The organism is Pseudomonas sp. NFACC45 (genome assembly GCF_900113505.1).
Lineage (GTDB): Bacteria > Pseudomonadota > Gammaproteobacteria > Pseudomonadales > Pseudomonadaceae > Aquipseudomonas > Aquipseudomonas tehranensis.
This window is the reverse complement of sequence record NZ_FOPO01000018.1, coordinates 12860-36828: the sequence shown is the minus strand read 5'-3', so window position 1 is coordinate 36828 and position 23969 is coordinate 12860. Positions and strand designations below refer to the sequence as shown.

General features: G+C 60.6%; 23 protein-coding genes. 19 read left to right on the top strand and 4 right to left on the bottom strand.

What is annotated here, in order from left to right; translation table 11 throughout:
* Positions 1-531 precede the first annotated feature (531 nt).
* The 10 genes from BM132_RS26680 (at position 532) to BM132_RS26635 (ending at position 13828) form a co-directional block, all read left to right on the top strand.
* Positions 532-1929, top strand: coding sequence for a polynucleotide adenylyltransferase PcnB (locus BM132_RS26680; RefSeq protein WP_177193395.1), 1398 nt, complete (start codon positions 532-534; stop codon positions 1927-1929).
* A 3-nt stretch (positions 1930-1932) separates the two neighbouring features.
* Positions 1933-2418 carry a 2-amino-4-hydroxy-6-hydroxymethyldihydropteridine diphosphokinase gene (folK, locus tag BM132_RS26675; protein WP_092459852.1) on the top strand — a complete coding sequence of 162 codons (486 nt, stop codon included), beginning with the start codon at positions 1933-1935 and terminating at the stop codon, positions 2416-2418.
* Between the two features lie 361 nt (positions 2419-2779).
* Complete coding sequence (gene panB / locus BM132_RS26670) at positions 2780-3580, top strand: 3-methyl-2-oxobutanoate hydroxymethyltransferase (RefSeq protein WP_092459850.1); 801 nt, start codon at positions 2780-2782, stop codon at positions 3578-3580.
* Entirely contained in the window at positions 3577-4437 is an 861-nt protein-coding gene (gene panC, locus BM132_RS26665) for a pantoate--beta-alanine ligase (RefSeq protein WP_092459848.1), read from the top strand. The genes panB and panC overlap by 4 nt, the downstream gene beginning before the upstream one ends.
* Positions 4438-4620: 183 nt before the next feature.
* Positions 4621-5001: an aspartate 1-decarboxylase gene (gene panD / locus BM132_RS26660; RefSeq protein ID WP_092403019.1), complete on the top strand. Its 381-nt coding sequence runs from the start codon at positions 4621-4623 to the stop codon at positions 4999-5001.
* A 349-nt stretch (positions 5002-5350) separates the two neighbouring features.
* On the top strand, positions 5351-7015 hold the full coding sequence (gene pgi / locus BM132_RS26655; protein WP_092403017.1) for a glucose-6-phosphate isomerase: 1665 nt from the start codon (positions 5351-5353) through the stop codon (positions 7013-7015).
* A 242-nt stretch (positions 7016-7257) separates the two neighbouring features.
* Complete coding sequence (gene acs, locus BM132_RS26650; protein WP_092459846.1) at positions 7258-9195, top strand: acetate--CoA ligase; 1938 nt, start codon at positions 7258-7260, stop codon at positions 9193-9195.
* 265 nt (positions 9196-9460) lie between these two features.
* Positions 9461-10477 (top strand): class I SAM-dependent rRNA methyltransferase, encoded by a 1017-nt coding sequence (locus tag BM132_RS26645; protein WP_092459845.1) that lies wholly within the window; start codon positions 9461-9463, stop codon positions 10475-10477.
* Between the two features lie 119 nt (positions 10478-10596).
* A complete protein-coding gene (locus tag BM132_RS26640; RefSeq protein ID WP_177218223.1) occupies positions 10597-13530 on the top strand; it encodes a DUF748 domain-containing protein in 2934 nt (977 codons plus the stop codon).
* Position 13531: 1 nt separating this feature from the next.
* A complete protein-coding gene (locus tag BM132_RS26635; protein WP_092459841.1) occupies positions 13532-13828 on the top strand; it encodes a DUF2845 domain-containing protein in 297 nt (98 codons plus the stop codon).
* A gap of 327 nt (positions 13829-14155) precedes the next feature.
* Here the strand turns inward: BM132_RS26635 and BM132_RS26630 are convergent, their stop codons facing one another.
* Positions 14156-14509 (bottom strand): BON domain-containing protein, encoded by a 354-nt coding sequence (locus tag BM132_RS26630; protein WP_092403007.1) that lies wholly within the window; start codon positions 14507-14509, stop codon positions 14156-14158.
* A 279-nt stretch (positions 14510-14788) separates the two neighbouring features.
* Complete coding sequence (locus BM132_RS26625) at positions 14789-15208, bottom strand: pilin (RefSeq protein ID WP_092403005.1); 420 nt, start codon at positions 15206-15208, stop codon at positions 14789-14791.
* A gap of 224 nt (positions 15209-15432) precedes the next feature.
* Here BM132_RS26625 and pilB point away from each other — a divergent pair, with 224 nt between their 5' ends.
* Genes pilB through yacG form a run of 5 tightly spaced genes read left to right on the top strand, consistent with a single transcriptional unit; the run spans position 15433 to position 20056 of the window.
* Positions 15433-17133 carry a type IV-A pilus assembly ATPase PilB gene (gene pilB / locus BM132_RS26620; protein ID WP_092459839.1) on the top strand — a complete coding sequence of 567 codons (1701 nt, stop codon included), beginning with the start codon at positions 15433-15435 and terminating at the stop codon, positions 17131-17133.
* A gap of 2 nt (positions 17134-17135) precedes the next feature.
* Positions 17136-18353 carry a type II secretion system F family protein gene (locus BM132_RS26615; protein ID WP_092459837.1) on the top strand — a complete coding sequence of 406 codons (1218 nt, stop codon included), beginning with the start codon at positions 17136-17138 and terminating at the stop codon, positions 18351-18353.
* Between the two features lies 1 nt (position 18354).
* The gene (locus BM132_RS26610) at positions 18355-19224 is read left to right on the top strand and encodes a prepilin peptidase (RefSeq protein ID WP_047229861.1); all 870 of its coding nucleotides are present in this window, start codon (positions 18355-18357) and stop codon (positions 19222-19224) included.
* A gap of 11 nt (positions 19225-19235) precedes the next feature.
* On the top strand, positions 19236-19859 hold the full coding sequence (gene coaE, locus BM132_RS26605) for a dephospho-CoA kinase (RefSeq protein ID WP_092459835.1): 624 nt from the start codon (positions 19236-19238) through the stop codon (positions 19857-19859).
* Complete coding sequence (gene yacG, locus BM132_RS26600; protein WP_047229863.1) at positions 19856-20056, top strand: DNA gyrase inhibitor YacG; 201 nt, start codon at positions 19856-19858, stop codon at positions 20054-20056. Before coaE ends, yacG begins: the two co-directional genes overlap by 4 nt.
* On the opposite strand, the gene BM132_RS26595 is transcribed toward yacG, so the two are convergent.
* The gene (locus BM132_RS26595; RefSeq protein ID WP_092402997.1) at positions 20053-20268 is read right to left on the bottom strand and encodes a hypothetical protein; all 216 of its coding nucleotides are present in this window, start codon (positions 20266-20268) and stop codon (positions 20053-20055) included. The genes yacG and BM132_RS26595 overlap by 4 nt on opposite strands.
* A 63-nt stretch (positions 20269-20331) precedes the next feature.
* A complete protein-coding gene (locus BM132_RS26590) occupies positions 20332-21018 on the bottom strand; it encodes an energy-coupling factor ABC transporter permease (RefSeq protein ID WP_092459833.1) in 687 nt (228 codons plus the stop codon).
* A gap of 145 nt (positions 21019-21163) precedes the next feature.
* Between BM132_RS26590 and BM132_RS26585 the strand changes: the two genes are divergently transcribed.
* From BM132_RS26585 to BM132_RS26570, 4 genes are read left to right on the top strand one after another with little or no spacing between them, the layout of a single operon-like run.
* Complete coding sequence (locus BM132_RS26585) at positions 21164-21790, top strand: DUF1780 domain-containing protein (RefSeq protein ID WP_047229866.1); 627 nt, start codon at positions 21164-21166, stop codon at positions 21788-21790.
* Complete coding sequence (locus BM132_RS26580; protein ID WP_047229867.1) at positions 21787-22314, top strand: MOSC domain-containing protein; 528 nt, start codon at positions 21787-21789, stop codon at positions 22312-22314. The genes BM132_RS26585 and BM132_RS26580 overlap by 4 nt, the downstream gene beginning before the upstream one ends.
* A gap of 52 nt (positions 22315-22366) precedes the next feature.
* Positions 22367-22540 carry a DUF3094 family protein gene (locus tag BM132_RS26575; protein ID WP_076386361.1) on the top strand — a complete coding sequence of 58 codons (174 nt, stop codon included), beginning with the start codon at positions 22367-22369 and terminating at the stop codon, positions 22538-22540.
* Between the two features lie 60 nt (positions 22541-22600).
* Positions 22601-23899: an NAD(P)/FAD-dependent oxidoreductase gene (locus tag BM132_RS26570; RefSeq protein WP_092459831.1), complete on the top strand. Its 1299-nt coding sequence runs from the start codon at positions 22601-22603 to the stop codon at positions 23897-23899.
* The last annotated feature ends 70 nt before the right edge of the window (positions 23900-23969 follow it).

Sequence of the window (23969 nt, the reverse complement as noted above, 5' to 3'; positions counted from 1 at the left end):
TACAAGAACAATAACAAGCCGTATAAACGACAATAAAAATAAGACGAATCGACTCACGCACAATAAAAACAAGACGGCGAGAGGCGCAGCTAACTGATTCTTTTGGAGAGGCGTTGTATTTGGGGCTCGCCCCACAACCAGGCCGAGAACAATAAAAACTGTCTCAAGACAGGTGCCTGAACTGGTTGGATCGATTGATCACTGCAACACAGCGACCAAAGCAATCCGTTTGCTCTTGACTCCCGAATGGGAGGGTCACGCAGGGAAAACCTCGTGGCGCGGGCACTCAACAAAAACAAGAAGCCCGAAATCAATAATAAAAACAGAGCACGCAACTAATTCTGGGGGAGCTTCGGCTCCCCCTGTGGTTTCCGGCATTCCCCTTCCTTGAAGCCTACAAGGCTTGTCGCTCAAGCTTGCAGCTCAAAACTGCTCCGTCCTACACCATCCCTCGACTAAATGCTAGAATCCCCGCCCATCATGCGGTCACTCTTCGTTTTTGGCCGAATATTCCTTCAAACAGTGCATCCCATGCTGAAGAAGCTGTTCCAGTCATTCCGTTCTCCCTTGCGTCGTACGCAACACATTCGCAGCACGCCTGAAGTGCTCAACAGTGGCCAGCACTCGTTGCAAAAGGCCCAGTTCAGCCGTTACGCGGTGAACATCGTCGAACGCCTGCAGAACGCCGGTTACCAGGCTTATCTGGTGGGCGGGTGTGTGCGTGACATGCTGCTCAACATCACACCCAAGGATTTCGACGTCGCCACCAGCGCCACGCCGGAACAGATCCGCGCCGAGTTTCGCAACGCTCGGATCATTGGCCGGCGCTTCAAGCTGGTCCACATCCACTTCGGCCGCGAAATCATCGAAGTGGCAACATTCCGCGCCAACCACCCGCAAAGCGATGAAGAAGAAGACAGCAACCAGTCTTCACGCAACGAGAGCGGGCGCATCCTGCGCGATAACGTCTACGGCACGCTGGAAGAAGACGCGCAGCGCCGCGACTTCACCATCAACGCCCTGTATTACGACCCGGTCAGCGAACGCATCCTAGACTACGCCAATGGCGTACACGACATCCGTAACCGCCTGATCCGCCTGATCGGCGACCCCAAACAGCGTTACCAGGAAGACCCGGTGCGCATGCTGCGAGCCGTGCGTTTCGCCGCCAAGCTGGATTTCGGCATCGAAAAACACAGCGCCACGCCGATTCGCGAACTGGCACCGATGCTGCGGGAGATCCCGTCGGCGCGCCTGTTCGAGGAAGTGCTCAAGCTGTTCCTGTCGGGCAACGCGGCGGACACCTTTGAAATGCTGGTGGACCTGCAACTGTTCGACCCGCTGTTCCCGGCCAGCGCCGAAGCGCTGGAGTACAACCCGACCTACACCCACACCCTGATCAGCGAAGCGTTGATCAACACCGATCTGCGCATCAAGCAGAACAAACCGGTGACCCCGGCCTTCCTGTTTGCCGCACTGCTCTGGCCTGCTCTCCCGGCCCGGGTGCTGCGCCTGCAGGAGCGCGGCATGCCGCCGATCCCCGCCATGCAGGAAGCCGCCCACGAGCTGATCAGCGAACAGTGCCAGCGCATCGCGATTCCGAAACGCTTCACGATGCCGATCCGCGAAATCTGGGACATGCAGGAACGCCTGCCACGGCGCAGCGGCAAACGTGCCGACCTGCTGCTGGACAATCCGCGTTTCCGGGCTGGCTACGACTTCCTGCTGCTGCGTGAAAGCGCCGGCGAACAAACCGATGGCCTCGGTGAATGGTGGACCGACTACCAGGACGCCAACGACAGCGAGCGCCGCGACATGATCCGCGAGCTCAGCGGCAAGGACGATGGCGCCAGCGGCCCGCGCAAGCGTCGTCGCAGCAGCGGCGCCAAGCGCAAACGTGCCGGTGTCCCGAGCGCTTCGGACGAGTAGTCGATGGAACACATCTATATCGGCATGGGCAGCAACCTCGCCGAGCCCGCCGAACAATTGCGCAGCGCTATCCAGGCGCTGGCGCAACTGCCCGATACACACCTGACGGGCGTGTCAGCGTTCTACCAGAGCGACTCCCTGCTGCCCGGCCAGCCACGCTACACCAATGCGGTCGCGGCGCTGGACAGTCGCCTGGCGCCGCTGGACCTGCTCGATGCGCTGCAAGCCATCGAAACCGGGCAAGGTCGCGAACGTCTGGAACGCTGGGGTCCGCGCACCCTGGACCTGGACATCCTCCTGTTCGGCGATCGCCTGATCGACGAACCCCGCCTGAAAGTCCCTCACTACCACATGCACGCCCGGGCCTTCGTCCTCTATCCCCTCGCAGAACTGGCACCCACCGACCTGCGCCTGGCCGACGGGCGTCTGCTCAAGGATTTGCTCGCAGCGTGCCCGTTTGTCGGCCTGGAACGCTTGCCCTCCCACTGACGTAGATAGCCTGTGGGAGCGAGCCTGCTCGCGATAGCGGTGATTCAGCCAATGCAAATGTCGACTGACACACCGCAATCGCGAGCAGGCTCGCTCCCACAAGACTCGGACCCTACAGTCACTTTCGAGACTCTCCCCCACGCTGAAACGCATCAGTAACCCCGGTAACACCCGGCGGTAACACATCCAATTGACTTCCCGGGTACTCCTCACGACTATAGGCGTCCCGTTGCCGCCAACGCGGCGCTAAAGGGCGCAATCCAGGCCTTACAAGCACCACGCATAGAAGGTGCGCCTGTATAAATGACCCATCATGCGCGTTACTCGCAGTAGATCACGAGCGCCTAATGAGGACTTTTTCATGCCAGCTATTACCCTGACCACGCTGCAAGGTCTCAAGCAAAAAGGTGAAAAAATCACCATGCTGACCTGCTATGACGCAACCTTCGCCCACGCCTGCAATGAGGCCGGTGTCGAAGTGCTGCTGGTGGGCGATTCCCTCGGCATGGTGCTGCAAGGTCACGACAGCACACTGCCGGTGACCACCTCCGAGATGGCCTACCATGTGGCCGCCGTCAAACGCGGTAACACCGATGCGCTGATCCTTGCCGACCTGCCATTCATGGCCTACGCCACCCTCGAACAAACCATGACCAACAGCGCCATGCTGATGCAGGCCGGCGCCCACATGGTGAAAATAGAAGGCGCGTTGTGGCTGGCCGATTCCATTCGCCTGCTGGCCGAACGCGGCATCCCGGTGTGCGCACACCTGGGCTTGACGCCCCAGGCGGTGAACATCCTCGGTGGCTACAAGGTTCAGGGCCGCAATGAAAACCAGGCCCGTCAGATGCGCGCCGATGCGATCGCGCTGGAGCAGGCGGGTGCCGCGATGTTGCTGCTCGAATGCGTGCCCAGCGAACTGGCGGAGGAAATCACCCAGGCGGTGAAGATCCCGGTCATCGGCATCGGCGCCGGCAGCGCCACCGACGGCCAGGTACTGGTGCTGCACGACATGCTCGGCTTGTCGATCACCGGTCGCGTACCCAAGTTCGTGAAGAACTTCATGACCGGGAAAACGACCATTCAGGCCGCCCTGGGCGCCTATGTTGCCGAAGTCAAGGCGGCGACTTTCCCTGGCGTCGAGCACGGATTTTCTGCATGAACACCGTCAAAACCGTACGCGAACTGCGGGCTGCCGTGGCCCGCGCCCGCAGCGAAGGCAAACGCATCGCTTTCGTGCCGACCATGGGCAACCTGCACAGCGGCCATATGGCGCTGGTCACCAAAGCGGCGCAGCGGGCCGACTTCGTGGTGGCAAGCATTTTCGTCAACCCGCTGCAGTTCGGTGCCGGCGAAGACCTGGACAAATACCCGCGCACCCTCGCCGCCGATCAGGAAAAGCTGCTCCAGGCCGGCTGCCATCTGCTGTTCGCGCCAACCGTCGAAGAAATGTACCCCGACGGCATGGCCGGGCAGACCCGGGTCAGCGTCCCGCAAGTGTCCGAAGGCCTGTGCGGCGCCAGCCGTCCGGGGCATTTCGAGGGCGTGGCGACGGTGGTCAGCAAGCTGTTCAACATGGTCCAGCCCGACCTTGCGGTGTTTGGCCAGAAGGACTTCCAGCAACTGGCGGTGATCCGCGCGCTGGTCCATGACCTGAACATGCCGATCCAGATCATCGGCGAGCCCACCGTTCGCGCCGAAGACGGCCTGGCGCTGTCGTCGCGCAACGGCTTCCTCAGCCCGGAACAACGCGCGGTGGCACCCGTGGTCTATCGCAGCCTGAGCCAGATTGCCGAGGCGATCAGGTTGGGCCGCCGGGATTTCCCGGCGCTGGTGGCCGAGCAGATCACGCAACTGAAAACTGCCGGCCTGCGTCCTGATTATCTGGAAATCCGCCACGCCCGTACCTTGCGTCCGGCCACGGCAGAGGATCGTGACCTGGTGATTCTGGTTGCCGCTTTCCTGGGCACCACCCGGTTGATCGATAACCTGCACCTGGACCTCGACACGCCCGCCTGAATACCACAAAACCCTGTGGGAACGGGCTTGCTCGCGAAAGCGGTGTATCTGTCACATCGATGTTGAATGTGCCGACGCCTTCGCGAGCAAGCCCGCTCCCACAAGGGTACTGCAGTGTTATTGCCGCTTCAGTAGCCTTCGGGCAAACTGCCCGCCGTTCGGACCCGACCAGAGGAAACATTCATGCACGCCATCATGCTCAAGGCCAAGCTGCACCGCGCCGAAGTCACTCACGCCGTGCTCGACTATGAAGGCTCCTGCGCCATTGATGGTGAGTGGCTGGACCTGTCGGGTATTGGCGAATACGAACAGATCCAGATCTACAACGTCGACAACGGTGAACGCTTCACCACCTACGCGATCCGTGGCGAAGAAGGCTCGCGAATGATTTCGGTCAACGGCGCTGCGGCGCACAAGGCCAAGGTGGGTGATCGGGTGATCATCTGCGCCTACGCCCATTACAGCGAAGCCGAACTGGTCAACTTCAAGCCCCGCATGTTGTACATGGCTCCAGGCAACGAATTGAGCCATACCAGCAATGCCATCCCGGTGCAGCTCGCCTGATCAATCTGATAAACCCCTGTGGGAGCGGGCTTGCTCGCGAAAGCGTCGGTACATTCAATATTGATGAGACTGACACTCCGCCTTCGCGAGCAAGCCCGCTCCCACAGCGAAAGCACCTCTTCGACTAGCCTCGCCGCACTTCCGTCTGTTGGACCAATCCCGCCCCTGTTGTATAAAAAAGTACCGGGCAACGGTCTGACAAAGCCAAGACAGATCGCGACGCGAGGTTTACTGTAGTCGCCCTGTGTCCATAGATCGTGTCGACGCAGTTGTCCGGCCGCCCACCTGAGGCCATGCCGGAATTTTTAGTGTACAAAAGGTCGTTCAAGTAAAAAGGAAACCCGCAGCGATGGCGTACTACCGAACCCCTCACGACGTGACCGCTCTGCCTGCCTGGCAAGCGCTGAATGACCACCGCAAAGCCATGCAGGATTTCAGCATGCGCGAAGCGTTCCATGCCGATCCGCAGCGTTTCAATCAATTCACCCTGTCGAGCTGCGGCCTGTTTCTCGACTACTCAAAGAACCTGATCAACGCCCAGACCCGTGACCTGCTAGTGTGCCTGGCCAATGAAGTCGACCTCAAGGGCGCGATCAAGGCGTTGTTCGAAGGCGAAATCGTCAATGCCTCCGAGAACCGCCCGGCCCTGCACACCGCGCTGCGCCGGCCGGTAGGCGATAAACTGCTGGTGAACGGCGTCGACGTCATGCCCGACGTACACAAGGTGTTGAACCAGATCACTGATCTGGTGGGCCGCATCCATGACGGCCTGTGGCGCGGCTACACCGAGAAACCGATTACCGACGTGGTGAACATCGGCATCGGTGGCTCTTTCCTCGGCCCGGAACTGGTCTCCGAAGCGCTGCTGTCTTACGCGCAAAAAGGCGTGCGCTGTCACTACCTGGCGAACATCGACGGCAGCGAGTTCCATGAACTGACCATGAAGTTGCGCGCCGAGACCACGCTGTTCATCGTCTCGTCGAAATCCTTCAACACCCTCGAAACCCTGAAGAACGCCCAGGCTGCCCGTGCCTGGTACCTGGCCCAGGGCGGTTCCGAAGCGGAGCTGTACCGCCACTTCATCGCCGTATCGAGCAATAACGCCGCCGCCGTGGCTTTCGGCATCCGCGAAGAAAACATCTTCCCGATGTGGGATTGGGTCGGCGGGCGCTACTCGCTATGGTCGGCCATCGGCTTACCGATCGCCTTGGCCATCGGCATGTCGAACTTCAAGGAATTGCTCTCCGGCGCCTATTCCATGGACCAGCATTTCCAGAGCGCGCCGTTCGAACAGAACATGCCGGTACTCCTGGCGCTGCTGGGCGTGTGGTACGGCAACTTCTGGGGCGCGCAAAGCCACGCGATCCTGCCGTACGACCACTACCTGCGCAACATCACCAAGCACTTGCAGCAACTGGACATGGAATCCAACGGCAAGAGCGTGCGCCAGGACGGCACGCCGGTGTCTACCGACACAGGGCCTGTGATCTGGGGCGGCGTCGGTTGCAATGGTCAGCACGCCTACCACCAGTTGCTGCATCAGGGCACCCAGTTGATCCCGGCAGACTTCATCGTGCCGATCGTCAGCTTCAACCCGGTTTCCGATCACCACCAATGGCTGTACGCCAACTGCCTGTCCCAGAGCCAGGCACTGATGCTGGGCAAGACCCGCGCCGAAGCCGAAGCTGAACTGCGTGACAAAGGCGCGAGTGAAGAAGACGTACAGAAACTGGCCTCCCACAAAGTGATCCCGGGCAACCGTCCGAGCAACACCCTGGTGGTCGAACGCATCAGCCCACGTCGCCTTGGCGCCTTGGTAGCGCTGTATGAACATAAAGTGTTCGTGCAAAGCGTGGTCTGGGGTATCAACGCTTTCGACCAATGGGGCGTGGAGCTGGGCAAGGAATTGGGCAAGGGCGTCTACAACCGTCTGGTGGGCAGCGAAGAAAGCGCGGCCGAAGACCCTTCGACCCAGGGTTTGATCAACTACTTCCGCGGGCGTCATCGCGGGTGATAGTCTGACAGGGCGGCTCACCCGCCCTGTCGCTTTTCGTTCAGGACAGTTCCTACGGCTCGGGTTACCCGCACACCGTGGGGTACACGGCACTGTAGGAGCTGCCGAAGGCTGCGATCTTTTGATCTTGATCCTCCACTTGGTATTCAAGTGTATTGAGAGAAAAGATCGCAGCCTTCGGCAGCTCCTACGAGGGTCGTGCCGCTCCCCTCTTGTCGCAAAAACAAGAATAAGGAACCGTCATGTTCGATATCAGCCAGTACCCCCAAGCCGATGCCGTCCGCCGGGCTGCGCAACTGAGTCAGGACGAGTACACGCGGCTCTACAAAGAATCCATCGAACACCCCAGCGCTTTCTGGGCCGAGCAGGCCACGCGCTTTCTCGACTGGATGACGCCTTGGCAAACCGTCCAGCGCTATGACCTCAAGATCGGCGACGCCACCTGGTTCGCCGGGGGCCAACTGAACGTCAGCGCCAATTGCATCGACCGCCATCTGGATACACGTGGCGACCAGACAGCGATCATCTGGGAAGGCGACAATCCCGCCGAATCGGCAGAAATCACCTACAGAAAACTTCATCACCATGTTTGCCGCCTGGCCAACGTGCTGAAAAGCCGCGGCGTGAAGAAAGGCGACCGTGTCTGCATCTACATGCCGATGATCCCGGAGGCGGCCTACGCCATGCTTGCCTGCACCCGCATTGGCGCCGTGCATTCGGTAGTGTTTGGCGGCTTTTCGCCGGATTCGCTGCGCGACCGGATTCTCGACGCCGATTGCCGCACCGTGATCACGGCCGACGAAGGCGTGCGCGGCGGACGATTCATACCGCTCAAGCGCAATGTCGATAAAGCCCTGGCAAGTTGCCCCAACGTCAGCACCGTGCTGGTGGTCGAGCGCACTCAGGGCGAAGTGGCCTGGGTCGAAGGCCGCGACCTGTGGTACCACCAGGCCATGCATGAGATGAGCGACGATTGCCCACCGGAACCGATGGATGCCGAGGACCCGCTGTTCATCCTCTACACCTCCGGCAGCACCGGCAAACCCAAAGGTGTGCTGCACACCACCGGCGGTTATCTGCTGCAAGCGGCGATGACGTTCAAGTACGTACTGGACTACCGCGACAACGAAGTGTTCTGGTGCACCGCCGATGTCGGCTGGGTCACCGGCCACAGCTATATCGTCTACGGACCGTTGGCCAACGGCGCCACCACGCTGATCTTCGAAGGCGTGCCGAGCTACCCCAGCAGTTCGCGTTTCTGGCAGGTGATCGACAAGCATCAAGTCAACATTTTCTACACCGCCCCGACCGCCCTGCGGGCGCTGATGCGCGAAGGTACCGGGCCGCTGCAGGAAACGTCGCGCAAAAGCCTGCGATTGCTCGGCAGCGTCGGTGAACCGATCAACCCGGAGGCGTGGGAATGGTACTTCAACGTGGTGGGCGAACAGCGCTGCCCGATTGTCGACACCTGGTGGCAGACCGAAACCGGCGGCATCATGCTCAGCCCGCTGGTGAGTGCGCCGCGGCTCAAGCCGGGCTGCGCCACCCGCCCCATGTTCGGCGTACAACCGGTATTGCTCGATGAAACCGGCAAGCAAATCAATGGTGCCGGCAGCGGTGTGCTGGCGATCAAGGCGAGCTGGCCGGGGCAGATTCGCAGCGTTTATGGCGATCATCAACGCATGGTCGACACCTACTTCAAGCCCTACCCTGGCTATTACTTCACCGGCGACGGCGCCCGTCGAGACGAAGATGGCGATTACTGGATCACCGGGCGCATCGACGATGTGATCAACGTCTCCGGGCACCGCATCGGCACTGCCGAAATAGAAAGTGCCTTGGTGCTGCACGACAACATCGCCGAAGCAGCAGTGGTCGGTTACCCCCATGACCTCAAAGGCCAGGGCATCTACGCCTTCGTCACGCCGATGGATGGAATCGAGGCCAACGACGCGTTGAAAAAAGAATTACTGGACCACGTCAGCAAGGAGATCGGCAGCTTCGCCAAACCGGAACTGATCCAGTGGGCGCCGGCACTGCCCAAGACCCGCTCGGGCAAGATCATGCGGCGCATCCTGCGCAAGATCGCCTGCAACGAGCTCGACAGCCTCGGCGACACCTCGACCCTGGCCGATCCGAGCGTGGTGGAGGGGCTGATCGATAAGCGCCTGAATCGCTGAGCCAGCAACACAAGAGTCTGTGGCGAGGGAGCTTGCTTGAGCTGGACCTGTAGGAGCTGCCGAAGGCTGCGATCTTGTTCTTACACTTGAATCTCAAGTGAAAGATCAAAAGATAGCAGCCTTCGGCAGCGCCTACAGTACAGCCCAGCGGGAGCAAGCTCCCTCGCCACAGGTCGGTGCCCAGCTTCAGATCCGTATGCAATCCCAACCCGAGTATCCATAACTGCTAAACTCCCGCGCCTCATTTCCTTAAGGCGCGCCCGGCATGTCTTCCTTGAATCAGGCGCTGCGCGCCGCCCTCGATCAGCGTCAGGACCTGCTCGGCCAATTGCACCAGCAAGGCACCGATTGCTATCGCTTGTTCCATGGCAGCCAGGAAGGCGCCCCCGGCCTGACGGTCGACCGCTACGGCCCGCAATTGCTGGTACAGAGTTTCCATCAGTCGCTGGAACGCGATGCCTTGCTGCAATTGCACGGTATCGTCAACGAGTACCTGGGCCTGGACACCCTGCTGGTCTACAACGATCGCGCCCGGGGCAATTCGCGCGTCGACCGCCAGGACACCGTTTACCAAGCTGACGAAGCCGCCCTGCAAGACCTTGTCGGCCGTGAATGGGGCTTGAACTACCGCGTGCGCGGGCGCCATGCCGGACAGGATCCGTTGCTGTTTCTCGACCTGCGCAACGCCCGTGGCTGGGTCAAGGAACACAGCCGCAACAAAAGCGTGCTGAACCTGTTCGCCTACACCTGCGGCGTCGGCCTGAGCGCCGCAGCCGGTGGCGCGCGCGAGGTGTGTAACCTGGACTTTGCCGAAGGCAACCTGGCGGTGGGGCGCGAGAACGGTCTGCTCAACCCTGATCTGCCGCCCATGGATTTCGTGCAATCGGATTACTTCCCGGCCATCCGCCAACTGGCCGGCCTGCCCATCAGTCAGCGGCGCGGGCAGAAACTGCCAGGTTATGTGCGCCTGGAGCAACGCCAGTACGACCTGGTGCTGCTCGACCCGCCCGCCTGGGCCAAGAGCGCGTTCGGCACTGTCGACCTGTTGCGCGATTACCAGAGCCTGCTCAAGCCGGCGCTGCTCACCACCGCTGAAAATGGCGTGCTGATCTGCTGCAACAACCTGGCAAAAGTCTCCATGAACGACTGGCGCGAGCAAGTGCTGCGCTGCGCGGAAAAGGCCGGCCGCCCGGTGCGCGAATGGAAAATACTGACACCCGGCAGCGATTTCCCCTCGCTGGACCAGCAGCCGCCACTCAAGACGTTGATCCTTCAGCTCTGAACCAGCGGTTCAACTCCTACGCCGAAAACGGATAAATCTGATAAATCACAGTGGCTTCGGAACCGTAAACGCATGCCATACTCCAAGGCACTCCGAATTCACACCAGATGAAGCCGCACATGCCCAAAGGATTGATTCGCGCTTTCGGCGCCCTGTTGACCGTACTGGCCCTCTACAGCCTGCTGGGTTTTCTGATATTACCCGGTGTCGCCTTGCGGATCGCCAATCAGCAACTGGCCGACCATGCAACGGTGCCAGCCCGGATTCAGCGTATCGAGCTCAATCCCTTCAGCCTCGAAGTCACGCTTTGGGGCCTGAATGTCGGCGAACCGGGCAAGGAGCAGGTCGCCTTCGAGCGGCTGTACACCAACCTGCAGCTCGACAGCCTTTGGTCCGGCGCCCTGCACCTGACCGATATCGAGCTGGACAAGCCCAAGACCGAGATCATGTTCGCCAAGGACGGTCAGCTGAACCTGCTGGGCCTGTTCAAGCTGCCGGCCAGCGAACCCACCCCGACCGACCCCGACGCCAAGCCGTTTCCCCTGCGAATCGACCGGATCAAACTGGCCGGTGGTTACCTGCATTTTCAGGACCTGCGTCCCAGCGAGCCCATCGAATTTCTGTACGACACCCTTGATTTCGAGCTCAAGAACCTCAGCACGCTGCCCGACGACAACGCCGACATGACCCTGGTGGCCGTCAGCCCTCAAGGCGGCCGGGTCGACTGGACCGGCAACTTCAGCCTCACGCCGATCGCCTCCGAGGGCAAGATCAAAGTCACCGACGGCCAGATGAAAGTCTGGTGGCCCTACGTACGCGACGCGGTACCGCTGGTGCTGGAAAACGGCGTGCTGAACCTGAGTACCGACTACAAGCTCAACCTGGCCAAGGGCACCGAACTGCTGCTCAACAACGTGGCCGTCAGCGTGGCCCCCTTCTCCATCAAGGCGCCGGATGGCCGTCCATTGGCGAAGCTCGAACGCCTGGATGTGAGTGAAACAACCGTCGACCTGGCCAAGCAACACGTCATCGTCGGCAAGATCCGCAGCCAGAAGCTGGAAACCTGGGCCGCGCGCGAGGCGGATGGGCAACTGGACTGGCAAAAACTCTTCGCCGGTCAGCCGGCTAAACCGCAGGTCAAGGTCGAACCGGCATCGGCCCCAGCAGCCGCCGATTCGCCCGAGCCTGAACCCCAAGCACCGAGCAAGCCCTGGCAGGTGCTGTTGAAGGACGTGCAACTGCGCAATTACCAGGTGCATCTGGCCGATCGTCAGGCGCAACCTGCCGTGGCCCTGGACCTGGGCCCGCTGAACCTCGACCTGCAGAACTACGACACCCTCAACGGTTCACCCTTTACCCTCAAGCTGGATACCGGGATAGGCAAACAGGGCAAGATCCTGGCTGACGGCGAGGTCAACCTGAACCCGGTCACCGCCCGGCTCAAGGTCAAGACCCAGGACATCGACCTACGCGTCGCCCAGGCGTACATCAACCCGTTCATTCGCCTGGAACTGCGCTCCGGGATGCTCGGCAGCGATCTGGCGGTGGACCTCAAGAGCACCGAGCCGCTGGCATTCGCCGTCACCGGTCGCGCCCAGGTCGATCAACTGCACACCCTCGATACCCTCAGGACCCGGGACTTCATCAAATGGAAACAGTTGGTGCTCGAAGGGCTCAACTATCAGCACGGCGATAGCCTGTCGATCGACAAGGTCAACCTGTACCAGCCTTACGCGCGATTCATGATCAACCGAGACCGCACCACCAACGTCGATGACCTGCTGATCCCGCAACCGGCCGACAGCGGTACGAACAACAGCCCGGCAAAACCGGCCTCCCAGGACAAACCGCTGGGCATCCACGTCGGCGGCATTGCCATCAATGACGGTTCAGCCAACTTCGCCGACTTCAGCCTGACACCGAACTTCGCCACGGCCATCCAACAGCTCAACGGCCAGATCGGCACCATCGACAGCCGCCAAGCCAAGCCGGCCAGCGTGGACATCAATGGCAAGGTCGACCGCTACGCGCCTGTCACCATCAAGGGCGCGGTCAATCCCTTCGACCCGATGGCCAGCCTCGACATCGCCACCAGTTTCAAACGGGTCGAGCTGACGACCCTGACGCCCTATTCCGGCAAATTCGCCGGCTATCGCATCCGCAAGGGCCGACTCAACCTCGACCTGCATTACCGGATCACCAAAGGCCAGTTGCAGGCCGACAACAAAGTGGTAGTCGAGCAACTGCAGCTGGGGGAAAAGGTCGACAGCCCGGACGCCGTGAGCCTGCCGCTCAAGCTGGCCGTCGCGCTGCTGAAGGATTCCGAAGGCAGGATTTCCATCGAGCTGCCGGTTTCCGGCGACCTCAATGACCCGCAATTCAGCGTGATGCCAATTGTCTGGCAAACCCTGCGCAACCTGGTGGTACGCGCGGCCCAGGCGCCATTCAAACTCATCGGTGGACTGGTGGCCGGGGGGGCCTCGCAAGACTTGGGCAGCGTGTCATTCGCCCCGGGCTCAAGCGAACTGAACCCGGACAACGAAGGCACGCTGCTCAAGTTGTCCGAAGCCCTCGGTAAACGTCCGGAGTTGCGCCTGGAGATCGAAGGCACCGCCGCCCAAAGCAGCGACGGTCCGCTGCTCGCCGCCCAGCGTCTGGAACGTGAATACCAGTACAACTACTACAAGATGCTGCAGCGCAGAGGCGACAAAGTCCCTGCCAAAGCCTCGCTGCTGGAGGTGCCCGAGGATGAAAAGGCACCGCTGCTCGAAGGCATCTATCGCACCCGTCTCAAGACCCAGCCACCGGTGGAATGGACGCAACTGGATAAAAAGGCACGCACGGAAAAACTGCGCGAAGGCGTGATCACGTTCTGGAGTGGCAACGAAGTGCTGTTGCGCCAGCTGGGACAGGAGCGTGCCAGCAGCATCAAGGACTTCCTGGTGGACAAAGGGCAATTGGCCGATGACCGTGTGTATTTCATCGACGCCAGCCTCGGTCAGGCCGAAAGTGACGGGCGCGTGATCACCCCTATGCATCTGGATGCCGAATAAGATGAAACGTCTGCACGGGCTTAGCCTGATCTTGCTGCTCGCCAGCGGCCACGTGTCGGCGGCCGATACATTGCGTTGTGGCAGCCAGTTGATCAGCGTCGGTGATCGCTCCAGCGAAGTGCTGCAAAAATGCGGGCAACCCGCGGCGCGGGATGACCTGGGCTACGAGCGCAGTGTCAATCGCCGGGAAGAATACCCGGTGGAAGAATGGACCTACGGACCCAACAACGGCATGTACCAGTATTTGCGCTTCAAAGGTAACCGGTTGGTGCAGATCACCAGCAAGCGGGGGAGCTGAGCGGGCCACTGCACAATCGGCAGGCATGTGGGTTAACGTGCCGCCGCCTTCGCGAGCAAGCCCGCTCCCACAGTGGACCGAGTTTCGTCAGGAAGAATACGATCCATTGTGGGAGCGGGCTTGCTCGCGAAAAGGGCCACTCGATTTCCCAGGCTGATCCCTGAATACTTTTCCGCCCCGCAATAGAACAGGCCCCCGGCACGAATGCCGGGGGCCTGTAATGGCCACCTCCGTGTGGCCTTTCGCATGAACTCCAAAGCAACGGCAAACGTATGTCTCAGCCCGCTTGCCGTGCCTTCTCCCGGTCCAGGCGAGAAGTCTTGAGTCTTACTCGGATTTCAGGCCGTCAGCCGAAACATCTTTGACGCCTTTGATGTTCTTGGTGATCATCACGGCACGCTCTTTTTGCGCGTCGGTCAGCACTGTAGTCGAGGACAGTGAAACAACACCTTTGTTGGTTTCGACCTTGATGTCGGTAGCAGGCATGCCAGCTTCGGTAGCCAGGTCAGCTTTGACCTTGGTAGTGATCCAGGTATCAGAAACGTCTTCCTTAACCTCTGTCACTTCACCAGCAGCCAGCATCATCGGAGCCTGAGTTGCTTGAGTGGTCTCGGCGAAAGCGCTAGCCATGGTCAGAGTCAGGGCGGTGGCAGCTGCGGCAGTGATAGCGAACTTCTTCATACGAGTAACTCCTGTTTTTCTCAAAAACTGCCGGCGGTGTTTCCCGGCAGGGTTAACAGGAGTAGTGCGAAGGTTGTGCCAGTTTTGCATCAGCAATTAATTCGTTTTAAATCAATCAGTTAAGCGAAACGGCAATTTTCACAATCATGCAAAATGCATGGCCTGCTGATTTTGGACATGCAAGTTGCGGGTTTTCGGCTCTCGCTAAGTTTATGAATTGTTAAGATTTTCCGTGACGAGGGGAAAGCCCCCTCGCCACAGGCTCAGCCAGACCCGAAATCAGGGTGCCGCTGCCCCCGTGCAACCGGCGGGCAAGAATTCCTGGACGGCCGTCGAACCGCAGGTCCAAACACCGGCCGCTGAACGGGAGAGGGTGATTGCCTTGCCGAGAACCGGAGCTGGCGCATTCAACAAGGTGCAGGCAATGGTTCCGGTTCCGTCCGCTGCAGTACCTGAAGCGGTCAGGGTGCAGTTGCTGGTGGGCGATGTTCCGCCGATGTTGGCTAACGTCGGGTTGGTCCCCTGGTTCATGACGTCCTCGAACGGCACCTTCAACGCGGAGACTTCCGCCAGCCCCGCCGTCGCTTTCGCCCGCGCTTGATACTTGGAATACTGCGGCAACGCAAACGTCGCCAGAATGCCGATGATCGCCACAACGATCAGCAACTCGATCAGCGTAAAACCCTTCTGCTTATTCATAGATATCTCCATAGCATGAGGTGGAGTCTCATGACCTGAAGGGACCTTTGCACGGCCTGTGCCAACCCTATCGCGCCCACTGGCAAGGGACTTCGACCCGCAGCGCCGCTAGGTCCTACCCCAACAACCGCACTATCTGACATTTTTTGTCACCCCGCACCGCTGGTTTGGTCTGGATGCTTGACTAGGCTATAAGTCATGAACTGTCCGCGTTCGGGATTCCCATGAATGACATCGCCTTAAGCGGTCTGGCCAAGCAATTGGTACTGGCCGAAATGATCACTGAGCAAAGTGCGCAGCAGGCGTACCTACAAGCCCAAAGCAGTCGCATGCCTCTGGTCAGTTACCTGGTGCAGAACAAACTGGTCCAGAGTCGCCAGGTGGCGGAAATTGCCTCGGAGCATTTCGGCGTGGCCCTGCTGGACCTCAACAGCCTGGACAAGGAAACCCAACCCACCGGCCTTGTCAGCGAAAAACTGGTGCGCCAGCATCACGCCCTGCCGCTGTGGCGACGTGGCAACAAACTGTTCGTGGGCATCTCCGACCCCACCAACCACCAGGCCATCAATGACATTCAGTTCAGCACCGGCCTGACCACCGAAGCCATCCTGGTGGAGGACGACAAGCTCAGCGACGCTATCGAAAAGTTTTTCGAGTCTTCCAGCACCGGTCTGGAAGGCATGGGCGATGTCGACCTCGATGGCCTGGACATCGAGTCGATCGATGATCACAAGCAGGACTCCATCGCCGGCCAGGACACCGACGACGCGCCGGTGGTGCGGTTCGTTAACAAGATGCTGCTGGACGCGATCAAGGGCGGCTCCTCTGACCTGCATTTTGAGCCCTATGAAAAAATCTACCGGGTACGGGTGCGTACCGACGGCATGCTGCGGGAAGTGGCCCGCCCGCCGATCCAGCTGGGCACCCGCATCGCCGCGCGCCTGAAGGTCATGGCCAGCCTCGATATTTCCGAGCGGCGCAAACCCCAGGACGGGCGTCTGAAAATGCGCCTGTCGAAAAACAAGTCCATTGACTTCCGGGTCAACACCCTGCCCACACTCTGGGGTGAAAAAGTGGTGATCCGGATCCTCGACCCCTCCAGTGCGCAGATGGGCATCGATGCCCTGGGCTACGAGCCGGATCAGAAAGAGTTGTACATGGCCGCTCTCAAACAACCACAAGGGTTGATTCTGGTCACCGGCCCCACCGGCTCTGGCAAAACCGTGTCGCTCTATACCGGGCTGAATATACTCAACACCGTGGACATCAATATTTCTACCGCTGAGGATCCGGTGGAAATCAACATGGAAGGCATCAACCAGGTCAACGTGAATCCACGCCAGGGTCTGGATTTCGCCCAGGCCCTGCGTTCGTTTCTGCGCCAGGACCCGGACGTGATCATGGTGGGCGAGATCCGCGACCTGGAGACCGCCGAAATTGCCATCAAGGCCGCGCAGACCGGACACCTGGTGCTTTCCACGCTGCACACCAACAGCGCCGCCGAAACCCTGATCCGTCTTCACAACATGGGCATTCCCGGCTTCAACATCGCCACCGCGGTACACCTGATCATTGCCCAGCGACTGGCGCGCAAGCTGTGCCCGCAGTGCAAAAGGGCCATCGAGATTCCCGAGGAAACCCTGCTCAAGGAAGGCTTCCCGCGGGAACGCATCGGCTCGTTCACGATCTATGAGCCGGTCGGTTGCGAACAGTGCAACAACGGCTACAAGGGGCGCGTGGGGGTTTACGAAGTGGTCAAGAATACGCCCGAGCTGCAACGGCTGATCATGGCCGAGGGCAACTCGTTGGAAATCGACCTGCAAATGCGTAAGGACGGTTTTAATGACCTGCGCGCCTCGGGACTGCTCAAAGTGATGCAAGGCATCACCAGCCTCGAAGAAATCAACCGGGTCACCAAGGATTGAACATGGCGGTCAAGGCAATAAAAACCGACGTTTACACGTGGGAAGGCAAAGACCGCAAGGGCGCAAAAATGACTGGGGAGCTGACCGGTCAGAGCCCGGCCCTGGTCAAGGCCCAGTTGCGCAAACAAGGCATCAACCCAGGCAAGGTACGCAAGAAGTCCACGTCGATATTCAGCAAGGGCAAGCGTATCAAGCCATTGGATATCGCCCTGTTCACTCGTCAGATGGCGACCATGCTCAAGGCCGGCGTGCCCTTGTTGCAGGCGTTCGACATCATTGGCGAAGGCTTCGACAACGCCAACATGCGCAAGCTGGTGGACGAGGTGAAACAGGAAGTCGCCGCCGGCAACAGCTTCGCCGCGTCGTTGCGCAAGAGCCCGCAATACTTCGACGAACTGTACTGCAACCTGGTGGACGCCGGTGAACAGGCCGGCGCCCTGGATACGCTGCTGGAGCGCGTCGCGACCTACAAGGAAAAAAGCGAAGCCCTCAAGGCCAAGATCAAGAAGGCCATGACCTACCCGGCCGCCGTGGTGCTCGTCGCCGCCGTCGTCACGGGGATTCTGCTGGTCAAGGTGGTGCCGCAGTTTGAATCGGTATTCTCCGGGTTCGGCGCCCAACTGCCGGCCTTCACGGTGATGGTCATCGGCCTGTCGGAGTTCATGCAGCAGTGGTGGTGGATGCTGCTGGGCGGCGCGGTGGCGGCGTTCTTCGGTGTCAAACATGCACTCAAGCGCTCCCAGGGCTTGCGTGACTGGCGCGATAAATGGCTGCTCAAACTGCCGCTGATTGGCACCCTGATGTACAAATCCGCCGTGGCCCGCTACGCCCGGACCCTGTCCACGACATTCGCGGCCGGCGTGCCGCTGGTGGAAGCCCTGGACTCGGTATCAGGCGCCACCGGCAACGTGGTGTTCAAACGTGCGGTACAACGCATCCGGCAGGATGTCTCGACCGGCATGCAGTTGAATTTTTCCATGCGTGCTTCAGGCATATTCCCGAACATGGCGATCCAGATGACCGCCATCGGCGAGGAGTCCGGCGCGCTGGACGACATGCTCGACAAAGTGGCGAGCTTTTATGAAGCCGAGGTGGACAATCTGGTGGACAATCTCACCAGCCTGATGGAACCGTTCATCATGGTGGTCCTGGGGGTGGTCGTCGGCGGCCTGGTGGTTGCCATGTACCTGCCCATCTTTCAACTCGGCTCTGCGATCTGACATGCCCCTGACTGAGTTTTTCGCGCTGTATCCCCTGGCCTTTGTGCTCGCCGCGTTATTGCTCGGACTGATCATCGGCAGTTTCCTCAACGTCCTGGTGTGGCGCCTGCCCAAGATGCTCTCGCGCGAATGGCGGCTGCAAGCCCATGACTTGCTGGGCCTGCCCGCCGAAGCCCCCGGCCCGGTCTACAACCTGATGCTGCCGCACTCCCAGTGCCCGCACTGCGGCCACCGCATCCGGGCCTGGGAAAACATTCCGCTATTGAGTTACCTGGCATTGCGCGGTCGTTGCTCCAGTTGTGCCGCGCCCATCGGCCGGCGTTACCCCCTGACCGAGTTGGCCTGCGGCATCCTGTCGGCGTTCGTCGCCTGGTATTTCGGCTTTGGCTGGCAGGCCGCAATGGTGATGGTGCTGACCTGGGGCCTGCTGGGCATGAGCCTGATCGATGCCGAGCACCAGTTGTTGCCCGATACCCTGGTGCTGCCGTTGTTGTGGCTGGGCTTGATCGTCAACAGCTTCGGGTTGTTCGTCCCCTTGAATCAGGCGATGTGGGGCGCCGTGGCCGGCTATCTGGCGCTGTGGTCGGTGTTCTGGGTGTTCAAGTTGATCACTGGCAAGGAAGGCATGGGCTACGGGGATTTCAAGCTGCTGGCGATGCTGGGCGCCTGGGGCGGCTGGCAGATCCTGCCCCTGACGTTGCTGTTGTCATCGCTGGTGGGCGCCGTTATCGGGGTCATTGTGCTGCGCCTGCGTGATGCACCGACATCGACGCAAATCCCCTTCGGGCCCTATCTGGCCATTGCCGGCTGGATTGCCTTGCTCTGGGGTGGTCAAATAACCGACTTCTATTGGCAGTCTGTCGGTTCCTAATGTCGATTTCAATGAATAGCCCCGCAGAAAAACCCTGGATTCTCGGCCTGACTGGCGGTATCGGCAGCGGCAAAAGCGCGGCGGCGCAGCACTTTATCGACCTGGGCGTGCACGTCGTCGACGCCGATCACGCGGCGCGCTGGGTGGTCGAACCCGGACGCCCGGCCTTGACTAAAATCGCCGAACATTTTGGCCCCGGCGTATTGCAGGCCGACGGCACACTGAACCGAGCGGCCCTGCGCCAACTGATTTTCGAAAATGCCGAGCAACGCCGCTGGCTCGAGGCGCTGCTGCATCCGTTGATCGCCGAGGAAATCGCTCATCATCTGGCCCAGGCACAATCACCCTACGCGATTCTGGTGTCGCCGCTGTTGATCGAGTCCGGCCAGTACGCCATGACCCAGCGGATCCTGGTGATCGATGTGCCGGAACAACTACAGATCGAACGCACCTTGCAGCGCGACAAGACCAGCGAGCAACAGGTCCAGGCGATCCTCAAGGCCCAGTCCAGCCGTCAGGATCGCTTGAGCCATGCCGACGACGTGGTGGTCAATGACCGCGACCTCGCCTGGCTGCACAGCGAGGTCGAGCGCCTGCATCACTTTTACCTTACTTTGCGTGGAGGCCAGTCATGAGCCAAACCCCAACCGTTGATTGCCCAACCTGTGGCGCCCCTGTGGAATGGAGTCCGGAAAACACCTTCCGGCCCTTCTGTTCCGACCGCTGCAAACTGATCGACCTGGGCGCCTGGGCGTCGGAAGAACACAAGATCCCGGTCAGCCCCGATGCCGAGGACGACCTGTTCAGCGAAGAGTTCGAGCCTCGCCACTAAGGCCTCATGAAACCGTAGTCCTGTTCATCGTCGAGGTTCTCCGCCAGGAAACTCAGCTCATCGGCCAGGTCTTCCACACTGCGCACCGCCTTGCTCTGCTGCACGATCGCACTGAGCAAGGCCCGCAGGCTAAGGCCCGGGTCGAAGCCGATTTCCACTGCCGCGTCCTGGCTGCGCCTGATCTCTTGTCTCGCCCACTCATAAACACTCATGGTTGTGCTCCTGGAATTTTTCCAGAGCATGAAGCGCGCCCGGCTGCTCAGCCTTGATGTGAATCAAGGCTTGTCGTCATCCTTCCAGGGAGCCGACAGGTAGCGCGTACGGTTAAAGGTCTCCAGCCATTCGGGGCTGAACACCACCAACGCACTGATCACCATGCCGTTGATAAACGCCTCGGGAAAGATGATCAGCCAGAGGTAGCCGATGAAATCTTCCAGCCAGTAAGGCATGGCGAACACCCCGTCGTACCACAGCAGGCCAAGCCCCACCAGCAGGCACAACAACGCCGAAAGCGCGGCGGCGAGAAATCCCGAACAGAAGATGTACACGAACAGATTGCGCGGTTGGGCGCGTTCCACCAGGATCGCGCAGCACTCAGTGACCAGCACCGGCAGCAAAATCAGCAACGCACCGTTGATACCCACCGCCGCCATGTCCTGACGCCCCAGCAGCACCAGGGCAAGCTGGGCGCAAAGGCCGCCGAGAATCGCCAGCGGCCAATCCAGCAGCAGTGTCACGGCGGTCATGCCGATGAAGTGATACGAGACGCCGGTATCGAAATCCCGTCGCACCAGCCACAACATGAACAGCGCCAGGACCGTGCCAAACAGCAAGTGCTGGCGACGGCTGTCGGTGAACAGCTCCACCCATGGCGCCCGCGCTACGGCCCAGGCCAGCACCGGCAGATAAATCAGCCAGCCGACCGTCAGCGTCTGCGCAGACAGCAGTTCGGCTCCGATCATGGCGCTACTCCTCTGGCTTGTCCTTGCATCAAAGACTCCATGATCACCTCAGGATTCAAGCCGGCAGTCTACACCCCACTCCTAACCGGCCATAAATCAATGCAACGCTTCCAGCTTGTCGCAATTGAACGCTAAGCTTGGGCTCATGGATGATTCCGATTATTTACGCCTGCTGACCATCGCGGCCGAGCAAGCCAACGCCTTTCTGTCCAATGCCCGCAAATGGGAGCGTGAGCGTTGGGTCTGCCAGCGTCTGCTGCAAGGGCTGAACGTACCCTATCGCGCCGACGAGTTCGCCCCTGCCGGAGAGCCGCCGGACGTATTGTTTCGCGATGCCAACTTCGAAGTGTTTTTTGTCCTCGACGAAGGCCGTCGCCTCAATGACGAATGGCGCGACGAGCTGCAACGCCGCCGTAGCGCTTTCTCCCTGAGCCAACTGGTGCGCCGCGAAGCCAAGCCCCGACGCATCCCGGCCAATGAGTTCCTGCTGCGCCTGGCCCCGACCCTGCGCAAGAAAGCCCACAACTACACCGAACGCGGCATGGACCTGGGGGAGCTGGACATCATCGCCTTCGCCAGCCTCAAGCGTGAAGTGCTGGATCTCAATAGCCATTTCCCGCCGCCGACCGAATACCTGCGCCAGGGTTGGCGCTCGCTGTCGCTGGTGGGGCCGACGTTTGCCCGGGTACTGTTCGCCCATCCCGATGCGCCGGATTTCCTGCGCAGCAATCTGGGGCGCAGCATCGTGTTCGATGTCGGGATCAGCCTGTGAGCCCACTGCAGGAACTGATTGCCGCTGTGCCCCAGCAAGGCCGCGTACGCTGGATAGGCGTGCGACCCCAGGGCCATGCGCCCATGATTGCACTGGACGCCGTGGAGGCACGCCTGGAAGCCGGCCTGACGGGCGACCATGCCCGTCCCGGCGTGCGCAATGCCCGGCAAGTCACCTTGATTCAGTGGGAACACCTGGCCGTGATCGGTTCGCTGATGGGCCGCCCAGTGGATCAGCCGGTGTTGCCGCAAGAGCTGCGCCGCAACCTGGTGGTCAGCGGTATCAATCTGTTCAGCCTCAAGGGCCGGCGCTTTCGCATCGGCCAGGCCATCTTCGAAACCACCGGCTGGTGCCAGCCGTGCGCGCGGCTGGAACGCAACCTCGGCGAAGGGACGTTCCAGGCCGTGCGCGGCCATGGCGGAATCACCGCACGGGTGTTAAAAAGTGGAATCATTCGCCTGGACGACAGCTTGAGTGTCGAACCTGTTCCGGCGAGCGGCTACGCTGCTTTCAATGCCGGATAGCCAGACGCTGTAGCGTCTATACCTTTCGAAACGTCTACCTGCCGAGGCCTTTATGACCAGCCGCCTGAACCCGGAAGACCAGAAGCATGTCGAAGAGTACCTGCAACTGTCCCAACACCGAGTCGAGCGCCGGCCTTTCCGGCCGTGGATGCTCCTGGTAGTGGTACTGGCCATCACCATCGGCCTGGGCCTGTTGAGCCGACTGATCAGTTACCTGACGCTATGAGTTGCGTGGCACTCGCGCGGGTAACGGCACCGATTTCCTTTAGCCTTGCGAGATATCCCCATGACTCATCGTATTGTCATCGTTGGCGGCGGCGCCGGCGGTCTGGAGTTGGCTACCCGTCTGGGTAAGACTCTGGGCAAGCGCGGCACGGCCAGTGTGATGCTGGTCGACGCGAACCTGACCCATATCTGGAAACCGCTGTTGCATGAAGTGGCTGCCGGTTCCCTGAACTCCTCCGAAGACGAACTCAACTACGTCGCCCAGGCTAAATGGAACCATTTCGGCTTCCAGCTGGGGCGCATGAGCGGCCTGGATCGGGAGCGCAAGAGCATCCAGCTAGCCGCCACCTATGACGAGGCGGGCCTGGAACTATTGCCGGCCCGTGAACTGGGTTACGACACTCTGGTAATCGCCGTCGGCAGCACCACCAATGACTTCGGCACCGAAGGCGCGGCGCAGCATTGCCTGTTCCTCGACACGCGCAAAGAGGCCGAGCGTTTCCATCAGCAATTGCTCAACCATTACCTGCGCGCCCATGCCGGGCAAACCGACGTGGTCGAACGCATCAGCGTCGCCATCGTCGGCGCCGGTGCGACGGGGGTTGAGCTGGCGGCCGAGCTGCACAACGCCGCCCATGAGCTGGCTGCCTATGGCTTGGACCGGATCAAACCGGAGAACATGCACATCACCCTGATCGAAGCCGGACCACGGGTCCTGCCGGCCTTGCCAGAACGCATCGGCGGACCTGTGCACAAGACCCTGGAGAAACTTGGGGTCAATGTCATGACCAACGCCGCTGTTGGCCAGGTGACAGCCGACAGCCTGATCACCGTCGATGGCAAGGTCATCAACGCGAGCCTGAAAGTCTGGGCCGCCGGGATTCGCGCCCCGGACTTCCTCAAGGAAATCGACGGGCTGGAGACCAACCGGATCAACCAGCTACAAGTACTGCCGACACTGCAAACCACCCGTGACGAGAACATCTTTGCCTTCGGCGACTGCGCCGCCTGCCCGCAACCGGGCACCGACCGCAACGTCCCACCCCGCGCCCAGGCCGCCCACCAGCAGGCCTCGCTGCTGGCCAAGTCCCTCAAGCTGAGGATCGAAGGCAAGGCGCTGCCCGAATACAAATACACCGACTACGGCTCGCTGATCTCGCTGTCGCGTTTCTCGGCGGTGGGCAACCTGATGGGCAACCTCACCGGTAGCGTGATGCTCGAAGGCTGGCTGGCGCGGATGTTCTATGTATCGCTCTACCGCATGCATCAGGTGGCGCTGTACGGCATGTTCCGTACGGCGATGTTGATGCTGGGCAGCAAGATCGGGCGCGGGACTGAGCCCAGGCTGAAGTTGCACTGAAGATAACCGGGAGCGACCGCTAGCGACTTCGCTCGATCAGCAACACCGCCATCGCGAGCAGGCTCGCTCC